This is a genomic window from Emticicia sp., assembly GCF_049241225.1.
GTDB lineage: Bacteria > Bacteroidota > Bacteroidia > Cytophagales > Spirosomataceae > Emticicia.
In genome coordinates, this window is record NZ_JBMLRC010000013.1 from 8,874 (window position 1) to 18,677 (window position 9,804).

Annotated in this window: 9 protein-coding genes; 3 read left to right on the top strand and 6 right to left on the bottom strand. The window is 38.8% G+C overall.

Going from position 1 to position 9,804, the window contains the following annotated elements:
* Positions 1–68 precede the first annotated feature (68 nt).
* Positions 69–1,265 carry an esterase gene (locus ACOVO2_RS00685; RefSeq protein ID WP_421768123.1) on the top strand — a complete coding sequence of 399 codons (1,197 nt, stop codon included), beginning with the start codon at positions 69–71 and terminating at the stop codon, positions 1,263–1,265.
* A gap of 97 nt (positions 1,266–1,362) precedes the next feature.
* Here the strand turns inward: ACOVO2_RS00685 and ACOVO2_RS00690 are convergent, their stop codons facing one another.
* Positions 1,363–1,776, bottom strand: coding sequence for a Dabb family protein (locus tag ACOVO2_RS00690; RefSeq protein ID WP_421768124.1), 414 nt, complete (start codon positions 1,774–1,776; stop codon positions 1,363–1,365).
* Positions 1,777–2,034: 258 nt separating this feature from the next.
* Here ACOVO2_RS00690 and ACOVO2_RS00695 point away from each other — a divergent pair, with 258 nt between their 5' ends.
* Together ACOVO2_RS00695 and katG are read left to right on the top strand one after the other, a co-directional pair.
* Positions 2,035–2,874 (top strand): AraC family transcriptional regulator, encoded by an 840-nt coding sequence (locus ACOVO2_RS00695; RefSeq protein ID WP_421768125.1) that lies wholly within the window; start codon positions 2,035–2,037, stop codon positions 2,872–2,874.
* Positions 2,875–3,118: 244 nt separating this feature from the next.
* Entirely contained in the window at positions 3,119–5,341 is a 2,223-nt protein-coding gene (gene katG / locus ACOVO2_RS00700; protein WP_421768126.1) for a catalase/peroxidase HPI, read from the top strand.
* Between the two features lie 263 nt (positions 5,342–5,604).
* Here the strand turns inward: katG and ACOVO2_RS00705 are convergent, their stop codons facing one another.
* The 5 genes from ACOVO2_RS00705 to ACOVO2_RS00725 form a co-directional block, all read right to left on the bottom strand.
* Positions 5,605–5,823, bottom strand: coding sequence for a hypothetical protein (locus ACOVO2_RS00705; protein ID WP_421768131.1), 219 nt, complete (start codon positions 5,821–5,823; stop codon positions 5,605–5,607).
* Between the two features lie 108 nt (positions 5,824–5,931).
* Positions 5,932–6,042: a VOC family protein gene (locus tag ACOVO2_RS00710; RefSeq protein WP_421768127.1), complete on the bottom strand. Its 111-nt coding sequence runs from the start codon at positions 6,040–6,042 to the stop codon at positions 5,932–5,934.
* A 235-nt stretch (positions 6,043–6,277) separates the two neighbouring features.
* On the bottom strand, positions 6,278–7,213 hold the full coding sequence (locus ACOVO2_RS00715; RefSeq protein WP_421768128.1) for a helix-turn-helix domain-containing protein: 936 nt from the start codon (positions 7,211–7,213) through the stop codon (positions 6,278–6,280).
* Complete coding sequence (locus ACOVO2_RS00720) at positions 7,210–8,721, bottom strand: GMC oxidoreductase (protein ID WP_421768129.1); 1,512 nt, start codon at positions 8,719–8,721, stop codon at positions 7,210–7,212. The genes ACOVO2_RS00715 and ACOVO2_RS00720 overlap by 4 nt, the downstream gene beginning before the upstream one ends.
* A 101-nt stretch (positions 8,722–8,822) precedes the next feature.
* The coding region (locus ACOVO2_RS00725; protein ID WP_421768130.1) for a sugar phosphate isomerase/epimerase family protein at positions 8,823–9,804 on the bottom strand (982 nt) is incomplete at its 5' end.

Sequence of the window (9,804 nt, forward strand, 5' to 3'; positions counted from 1 at the left end):
GCACGAATGAAAATCGAATGTTATTCGTGCCGCATCGGCGTACCGATTCGTGGCATAAAACTATAAACATGAAAAAACAACTCACTTCCCTATTATTTATTGCAGTTTTTACTCTAAAAAGTGCCTTTGCACAAGAAGTACCCAAGGAACTTGAAAACATTATTTCTCCCGAAGTACATGCTGATGGTTCGGTAACTTTCAGATTTTTAGCTCCAAAAGCAGATTCTGTTCAGCTTACATCCGATTTCTTGCCTCCAGTAAAAGTAAAAACTCGTTTTGGCTTGCAAGATGGCCCCGGAACTATCAATCTTACCAAAGATAAAAATGGACTTTGGACCTACACCTCAAAGCCACTCGAATCGGAGCTTTATAGCTATACTTTTATGGTAGATGGCATTCGCACCAATGACCCTAATAGTCCTTATGCTCTCAGAAATTCGGCCGCATTGACCAATGTTTTTGTTGTAGGAAATGGCCGTGCCGATTTGTATAAAACGAACGATACTCCGCATGGCACGGTTACACATTGTTGGTATCCATCTGCGGGATTGAAGATGAATCGAAGACTAACTGTCTATACGCCAGCCGGTTATGAGCAATCGGCCGAGAGGTTTCCTGTGCTATATTTATTGCACGGTGCTGGGGGCGATGAAGATTCGTGGTCGGCACATGGGCGTGCCATTCAGATTATGGATAATTTGATTGCTCAAGGAAAAGCAAAACCAATGATTGTGGTGATGCCCAACGGCAATGTGGTGCAAGATGGCGGCTACGGACAAGGAAAAGATGGGTTCTATAAACCTGAGTTTTTATTGCCACGCTCAATGAATGGCGAATACGAAGCTAATTTTATGGACATTGTAAACTATGTTGAGAAAACTTTTCGTGTAAAAGCAGATAAGCAAAATCGTGCCATTGCCGGACTTTCGATGGGTGGTTTTCACACGATGCACGTGAGTAGGTATTTTCCTAACACATTTGATTATGTCGGACTTTTCTCGGCCGCTCTAATGCCTCGTGAAGATGCTACTGGCAAAGTCTATAGCAATATAGATGCTACGCTAAAAACGCAGAAAGAGAATGGCTTGAAACTTTATTATATAGCCATCGGAAAAGATGATTTTCTGTATCAAAATAATGTAGATTTTAGAAAAAAACTGGATGGCTTGGGAATGAAATACGAATACTTAGAAACGGGTGAAGGCCATATTTGGAAACTCTGGCGAATTTATTTAGCCGATTTTGCCCCGAAGTTATTTAGATAAACAGATAATCCTCAATGCAATTGATTTTTCGAAAAAGAGGTATCTATTTTTATCAAAACGCCACCAAAATCATGCAATTGGTGGCGTTTATTGTTAATCAACCTTTACGTTTCGTTCCAACCGAATCATAGACAATTACTTTCTCCCACAAATGCGAGTAATCGGCAACAAATTTTAGGTGAATTGGGTGTTTCTGATAAATTTCCTCGTCTTCGAGATTTTCAAAAAATAAAAGCCACGAAACGGCGTATCCACGCTCAATGACACTTCTGTTTGTGCTGGCTGGCGTACCAATATGAGCCATTTTTATCTCTGCAACTTTCGATAATGCTTCTAAACCTTCAATTAACTTAGCTTTATCAGCTTCCGAATTCGGATTTTTTAACCAAAAATATACGTGATGCACAAATAATTCTTTTTTAAGAATCTTGTCCGACCCCAAAGTTGTTGCCATTGCCAAAGGTGCTATGGCGTTGGTTTTCAAAAATTTTCTTCGTGTTGTTTTTTTCATGTTTACTTGTTATTTAAGCTTTAATCCTTGGTTAGTCTTTGTTTTGCTGGTATATTTCCGTTATTCAATCTTTTGTAAAGAGCAATGCACATAAATGCTATTTTCTATAGAAAATACTAAAAATTGGCTTTTTTTACTGAGAAATATCCTATTCTTGCCTCGCAGACGTAATTTAGTTACAAAATTAATTAGAAGTGTTACTTTGTTTGTTGTAAAAATCCAATATAAATTGGTGCTTTTCAACTAGCTTTTCAAACGATGCAGCGTTACCTACTACATACTCCTTTTAGTATTTACCATTTTGAGGCTGACAAATGGAATCACCCTGTTCATAAGCACTCTTATTTCGAGATAATTTTTATTTTGAAGGGAAACGGAAAGCACAATATCAACGGCAATACGTTTGATTACACCGAGGGCGATATATTTCTGTTAGGGCCAGAAGATTACCATAGTTTTGAGATTAACGCCATTACCGAGTTCTGTTTTGTGCGTTTCAATGATTCGATTCATCAAAAACAAGTATTAGATAAGGATGGCCTCTGGCAGCAGATTGTCAATACACTATTATATACATCGTCGCAGGGCCGCGGAACAATCGTGCATAATAAACAAGACAAGAAAAAATTATTTGCCTTGTTGGCGGTGCTTGAAGAAGAAAACGAAAACCAAGATTCTAAATATTTTGATAGTATTCGGACAAGCCTCATGCAAAGTATGCTAATCATTTTGGCCAGAAATCTGTTCGAGCAAGCTCCTCCTTCCAATCCATTGACGAAAGATTCGGTAGAAGCGATTTTGGTTTATATCAAGCAACATATTTATTCGCCATCAAAACTCACGATTGAGCATTTGGCCGAGGTCTTTAATTATTCGCCCGATTACATTAGCATCTTTTTTAAACGGCACACCGGCGAATCATTGAAGCAATACATCACCAAATATAAGATGAAACTTATTGAGATTCGGCTACTTTATAGCCAACTAACAGTTGGAGAAATAGCCGACGAGTTTGGGTATATCGATGAAAGTCATTTTTGCAAGCAGTTTAAAAAATTTACGGGCACTACACCTACTGCTTTTCGGAAGATTGTGTAGGTTTTTATAGCTTAGTTTGCTTATTCTTTTCGGTATTGATTAAAGTCATTTTTTATAAGTGTTTTTTATACTTATTTAAAAATTGATTTGATAATTTAGGTCGATGATTTATAGATAAAAACTATGTTATTATAAAAATATTCGATTTGATTTATCAGGTAAGGTTTAGTAATTTTGAAAATCGAAAAAATACAAACAACAACACAATAGCAAAAAATTAATCATTTTAACAATTCAATCTCAAATGGAAAATCATACATCGAATGCAGGTGGAGAAGCCAAATGCCCTTTCAACCACGGTGCTGTAAAATTACCAAGTGCAGGTAATGGAACTCGCAACCGTGACTGGTGGCCAAATCAATTAAATTTGAATATTCTTCGTCAGCATTCTTCTCTTTCAAACCCAATGGGTGAAGATTTTAACTACGCCGAAGAATTCAAATCTCTCGACTTAGCAGCTCTAAAGAATGAAATTTATGAACTCATGACTACGTCGCAAGACTGGTGGCCAGCAGATTACGGTCATTATGGTCCGTTTTTCATTCGTATGGCTTGGCACAGTGCGGGTACGTATCGTACGGCTGATGGTAGAGGAGGTGCAGGTGCAGGTACTTTGAGATTTGCTCCTTTGAATAGCTGGCCAGATAATGGTAACCTCGATAAAGCACGTTTATTATTGTGGCCAATCAAGCAAAAATACGGTAGAAAAATCTCTTGGGCTGATTTAATGGTATTGGCAGGTAATTGTGCCTTAGAGTCGATGGGCTTCAAAACTTTTGGTTTTGGTGGTGGACGTGAAGATTTGTGGGAACCAGAAGAAGATATTTATTGGGGTTCGGAAGGAAAATGGTTAGAAGATAAAAGATATTCTGGCGACCGTGAATTGGAAAGTCCACTTGCTGCAGTGCAAATGGGTTTGATTTACGTAAATCCAGAAGGCCCTAACGGTACTCCTGACCCGCTTGCTTCGGCTCGTGATATCCGTGAGACTTTTGGTCGTATGGCAATGAACGACGAAGAAACAGTAGCTCTGATTGCAGGTGGACACACTTTCGGAAAAGCTCATGGTGCTGCTGACCCAGGTCAGTATGTAGGAGTTGAACCCGCTGGTGCTGCTATCGAAGAACAAGGTTTAGGTTGGAAAAACTCGTTTGGCACAGGTAATGGCGAATTCACAATTACGAGTGGATTGGAAGGTGCTTGGTCTCAAACCCCAACACAATGGAGCAATAATTATTTCGCAAATTTATTCGGATACGAATGGGAATTAACTAAAAGCCCTGCGGGAGCTCATCAGTGGATTCCGAAAGATGGTGCTGGTGCTGGTTTGGTTCCTGATGCTCACAATCCTGCAAAGAGCCACGCTCCAATCATGTTTACTTCTGATATCGCATTGAGAGTAGACCCAATCTATGAGCCGATTTCAAGAAGATTCTTTGAAAACCCTGACCAGTTTGCCGATGCCTTTGCTCGTGCGTGGTTTAAACTTACACACCGCGACATGGGTCCAGTTGCTCGCTATTTAGGGCCAGAGGTTCCAACTGAGGAGTTGATTTGGCAAGACCCAATCCCAGCGGTAACGCACAAATTAGTCGACGAACAAGACATTGCTACTTTAAAAGCAAAAATCCTTGCATCAGGTTTATCAATCTCTGAATTAGTATCAACTGCTTGGGCTTCGGCATCTTCGTTCCGTGGTTCGGATAAGCGTGGCGGTGCCAATGGTGCTCGTGTGCGTCTTTCTCCACAAAAATTCTGGGCAGTAAATAATCCAGTACAGTTGGATAAAGTTCTGACAAAATTAGAAAGCATCAGAGCCGAATTTAATGCCTCTGCAACTGATGGTAAAGCGATTTCGATTGCAGATATGATTGTTTTGGGAGGTTGTGCAGCAATCGAACAAGCAGCACAAAATGCTGGTCAAACTATCACTGTTCCATTTACTCCTGGCCGTACGGATGCTTCTCAAGAGCAAACAGACGTTGAGTCGTTCTCGGTAATGGAGCCAATTGCTGATGGTTTCCGCAATTATGCCAAAGGCTACTACACAACTTCTGCCGAAGAAATGTTGGTTGATAAAGCTCAATTATTGACCTTGACACCGCCAGAAATGACAGTGCTTGTGGGTGGTATGAGAGTGCTAAACGCTAATTTTGATAAATCTCAACACGGTGTGTTTACAAATCGTGCAGAAAGTCTAACAAACGATTTCTTCGTAAACTTGTTGGATTTAAACACAACTTGGAAATCAACTTCGGCACATCAAGATGTGTTTGAAGGTCGTAGCCGTACAACTGGTGAATTGAAGTGGACAGGAACTCGTGTTGACTTAATCTTCGGTTCGAACTCAGAGTTACGTGCATTGGCCGAGGTTTATGGTTGTGCTGATTCTCAAGGAAAATTTGTGAAAGACTTTGTTGCTGCATGGAACAAAGTAATGAATCTTGACAGATTTGACTTAGTTTAATCATAAATTTGAATGCTGAAAGTTTCTTCAGCTTTCGAGAAAAGCAGTAGTAGCGTTTTGTTACTACTGCTTTTTTTTGTTTTTGGTAAGACTAAAATAACTGTCGAACATTCTCCGAGTATAAAAAAAGAGTACCCAAGATTGAGTACTCTCTAAAGTTTGTTTTAATAAATTACTTTTTATACTTCGCCACCCTCGCATCTTTGATGATGCCTTTCCAGTTCAAACCAAAGCCGAAATCATAGGCATTTCCTTCCGAATCTTTATGGCAAGTCATGTCGTAAGGTACGTCTTCGGCTTGCTTTTCTACTACAGCGGTCGGCATAAATACTGCCTCTTTCGCCAGTTTCACGCAACCAAACTACATCCCAAAATACTTCATGGGTGTGTCCGTCTGGAGATTTAAAACGGTAAGCTTTTCCATGTCCTAAATCACCTTCTACCCAGCCTAAACCAGCACCTAAGTTTTCAAGATGAGCCACACATTCTTCAAGTGCTTCGGCACTATCTGCACGCCAGCCGATGTGTCCGAGTCCAGATTTTTCGCTTTGTGTGAGCTTTAATGTATGATGAAAATAATCTCCCTAAGCTCAGAGGTAAACTGAAGTATCTTTTCTGCCTGTTTCATCCATTCCAACTACATCTCTGAAAAATTCAACCGATTTGTTAAGGTCAGTAGTCAATACCTCTACGTGAGCCATTTGAGAAAGAAAATGAGGATTCTATGCCATATTTAAAATTGTTATTATCTAAGATTTAATGTTACATAATTAATTTAGTAAATGCAGATTTATTTTGCATTTTAAGGCGAATACTATGCAAAATCAGAGAAAAAAGAAATATTTAAGAACAAAATGAGAATTTCAAAATGAAAAATACTTCAAATGTTTACTTTTTGAATAAACATGAAGTTTTGGAGAAGTAAGTTGGGGTTTATCAGTTCGACATTCGGTATTCGGTAGGTCGCATGCCTGTCTGAGTCTTAAAAAAGCGAGCAAAATCGGTTACTTCGTTTTTACCAATTTTATAGGCAATTTCGGTAATGTTTAGATTGGTTTGTTTCAACAAAACTTTGGCTTCGAGCAATAGCATCTCGTTGAGTAAATCGTGAGCTGATTTACCCAATGTATTTTTTACACATTTATTGAGGTGATTGGGCGATATTGAGAGCAGCTCAGCGTAGTCGGTAATCTTGTTTTTTTCGTAAATGTATTTTGAAAGTGCTTTTTTGAATTGTTCAGTAATCAAGGAAGCAGCATTTGCCGAAACAGGAGTTGAAGTTTCGACAAATGGTTTTAATTCCGAAAAAAGTGCTATCAAATAAGACCTAAAAATATCAAAACTGTTTTGTTTATCAGATTTGTATTCAATCAATAATCGTTCGAGCAGAGGTAGAACAAAACCCCTTGTTTGTGAATCGACTTTTACTAAAGGAAAACTATTAAACTCCAAAAAGGGAAACTCTTTTAGTAAGTTTCTTAAATTAGTTTTATCAGTTAATAACTCAATATTAAAATGACAATAGAAGCCTTCAACATCTTTACGAATAAATTTATGAGTTGTAATCTGATGAGCTGGTACGAAAAAAAAAGTATTCTCGCCAAACTCGTAGGTATCTAAACCACTACTTCGACTACTTAATCCTTTTGTTAGAAAAAAGAAATTATAAACCGTCATACGGCGAGGTTGTAGGTCTGAAGGAAGTGGAAAATCAATCATTCTGAAATAATCCTCCACTCGATTAATATGAAAATATGTATGAGCGTTGGCGGTAAGCGACGAAACAGGAATACCAGCCTGAAATAATAATTCTGACTCCAATTGAGTTGTATCAATTATCGGAATAGCTTCACCACCAATGCTCTTTTTCATAGTTTTTCTACAATTTTTTCTGCCGAACGCACCGCCAAAGCAACACTCGTAAGTGTAGGATTTGAGGTTGTCGCCACTGGAATTACACCATTTCCACCAACAAATAAGTTTTCAAAGTTCCAAACTTGGCCAAATGTATCACATACCGATTCGCTATTGTTTTCAACTCCCATTCGGGTTGTTCCTTCGTAGTGCAGCGACGAACCGGCAGGCATTAAAGTTTGTTGCCCATTTTCGATTTCTTTTCCGAAAGACGCAATGACTTTAGCTTGAAATTGTTTGGCCGCTTCGATAGATGCTAAATCATTTTCAGAATATTTATACTTAAAAGTCATTTTTGGCATTCCAAGATAATCTTTTTCTTTTTCAGAAAAAACGATTTGGTCATCAAAATTTACTTCTTTCAAACAGCCCCAGCCTAATCCGACAATGTGTTTTGATATATCAGAGACTGTTGTTTTCATGGGAGACAAATCCATGTGCATAATTTGTCCATGAAATGGATGGTTTGGTGCATCAAAAGGTACCCAAAATACTCCTGTCAGAGGGTCATGAGATTTTGACGTAGTACTTTGAGCATTTGGAATATTGAGTTCTACGAATGTAAAAATAAATGGATGCTCGTTGAGATAATGTCCTAAGGCTTTTGGACGAATGCCCGAGGCCCATAATAATTGAGGCGTGCGGATTGCATCGGCGGCCACAATAACTATTTTGGCTTCAATCATTTCTTTAATTCCTGAGGTCAAATCTTCAATTTCTGCACCAGTAATTTTACCTTCAGAATGAATCAGTTTTCGGCAAATAGTTTCTGAACGAATTTCAAAATTTGTATTTTCTAAAGTGTCTTTTAAAATCGTATCGGTAGCTGTCCAATAACGGTTTCCGTCGGCATCTTTCCCACAAGCCAAAGGCATTGCTTGAGCTTCTCGCTTAGGAGAATGTGCCGCACCGAGGGTTTGATTGAGCACATTTAAGATGGTTTGACCTACTTCGTTCATCGGAAATGCATCTTGTCTCACACTTAAAATTTCTTCTGCTTTTGTAAGAGCATCGTCCATTTCTGAAGCTGGAATAAAGGGGATTCTTTCTTCATTTCCTGGTCTTGGGCAGGCACAAGTCCAATGAACTCCCATTCCTCCGAGGTTACTCGAAAGTGAAAGAGCGGGCATTTCATTTTTTTGCAAATCTGCTATTTTATCTATTACCAAATGCGTGCCGGCACGAGCCAAAAATTCAGGACGTAGGTCGCCACGTTGAACTGCCGCTGCACGCTCGGCCACCGAAATCATTGGATATGGCTCTTTTTTATTGCCTTGCGATAAGATTTGAGCTATTTCAGCAGTTTTTGGGTCAGTAATATTTTTTACGTGCTGCCCTATTTTATCCGAAATTTTCGGGCCTAAATCTATCATTACGATTTTAACGTTAGGTTTATGTTCAGCTATAATTCTGGCATAAGTGGCACCTATTGGGCCAGAGCCTATAATTAATACATCGGTTTTCATTTTAGTCATTTTAATAAGCATCTACTGCTATGTGTTCTTTCAATAGAGCGTTTTCTATTAATTTTTTGATTTGAAATGTGCCAAACTATGTTTCCCATTAGTTACAAATCATTTACTATTCTTTTGAAAAGTTGATGTTGTTTTTCAACTTGGTCGAAGGCATCGAACTCATCGGTAAAGGCTGAACCTTCGTATTCGCTGGAGATATAGCCATTGAAACCGCCTTCGTTGAAAACCTTGAAAATAGTAGGATAATCTATGCTTGGTTCATCTCCGTTTTCATCAAAACCATAAAATTTACCGTGTATATGCACTACATAAGGCATAATTTCTGCCCAAGCCTCAATAGGTTGGCGTCCATTCATGCTGAATGCCATATTCAAACGACCTATTTGTGGTGGTGTGGCACCCATTGGAATCAATGTTTGAGCCAATTCTCCAAATTTGGCTGTTGTTGGCATATCTTTATGCCAAATTTCTTTGGTAATTGCTATCATTTCATCGGTTACTCCCGAAGTCTTGAAGCTGGTGAGTAAAGCATCAGGAATAGCACGCATACATGTACCCATATCTGGTATAAAACCCAATACGTGTGTTTGCATTTGACCAAACATTTCTGCCATTTTGATAACAGAAGGGTGGTCGACACTGTAAGGTGTGTGTAGCTCTATACCCATAATTACATTGGCTTTTTCGGCAAATGGTACGAGTTTTTGATATACTTCAGCTGGGGCGGTAGTTTGACAACGAAGAATAGGGAAACCCAATTTTTGAGCCGCCAAAATTTGCGGTTTGATATATTCTACGGTTTCGTCGATACTCATTTTAGCGTGTCGTTTGATACCCACATCAATATTGGCATCCAAAGCCACTGGCTCAAACTCGTATTTATCGAGCAAGTTTTTTACTTCTTTTTCGGTTTCATAAGAAATGTACGGAAAGCCTCTTAGACTTTGAAAACCAATTATTTCCAAACCAGTGCCCAAATCTCTTTTTCGGGTTTCAGCGATTACGTCTTCTAAACTATATTTTCCCGAATTCCATTCATAAGCAAATGAAAAAAGAGAAGTGGCTAATTTTATA

Excerpts from the sequence above, each read along its gene's own strand:
- ACOVO2_RS00710 (WP_421768127.1), bottom strand. The coding sequence starts at position 6,042 with ATGGCTCACGTAGAGGTATTGACTACTGACCTTAACAAATCGGTTGAA.
- ACOVO2_RS00720 (WP_421768129.1), bottom strand. The coding sequence starts at position 8,721 with ATGAAAACCGATGTATTAATTATAGGCTCTGGCCCAATAGGTGCCACT.
- ACOVO2_RS00690 (WP_421768124.1), bottom strand. The coding sequence starts at position 1,776 with ATGAAAAAAACAACACGAAGAAAATTTTTGAAAACCAACGCCATAGCA.
- ACOVO2_RS00685 (WP_421768123.1), top strand. The coding sequence starts at position 69 with ATGAAAAAACAACTCACTTCCCTATTATTTATTGCAGTTTTTACTCTA.
- ACOVO2_RS00715 (WP_421768128.1), bottom strand. The coding sequence starts at position 7,213 with ATGAAAAAGAGCATTGGTGGTGAAGCTATTCCGATAATTGATACAACT.
- katG (WP_421768126.1), top strand. The coding sequence starts at position 3,119 with ATGGAAAATCATACATCGAATGCAGGTGGAGAAGCCAAATGCCCTTTC.
- ACOVO2_RS00695 (WP_421768125.1), top strand. The coding sequence starts at position 2,035 with ATGCAGCGTTACCTACTACATACTCCTTTTAGTATTTACCATTTTGAG.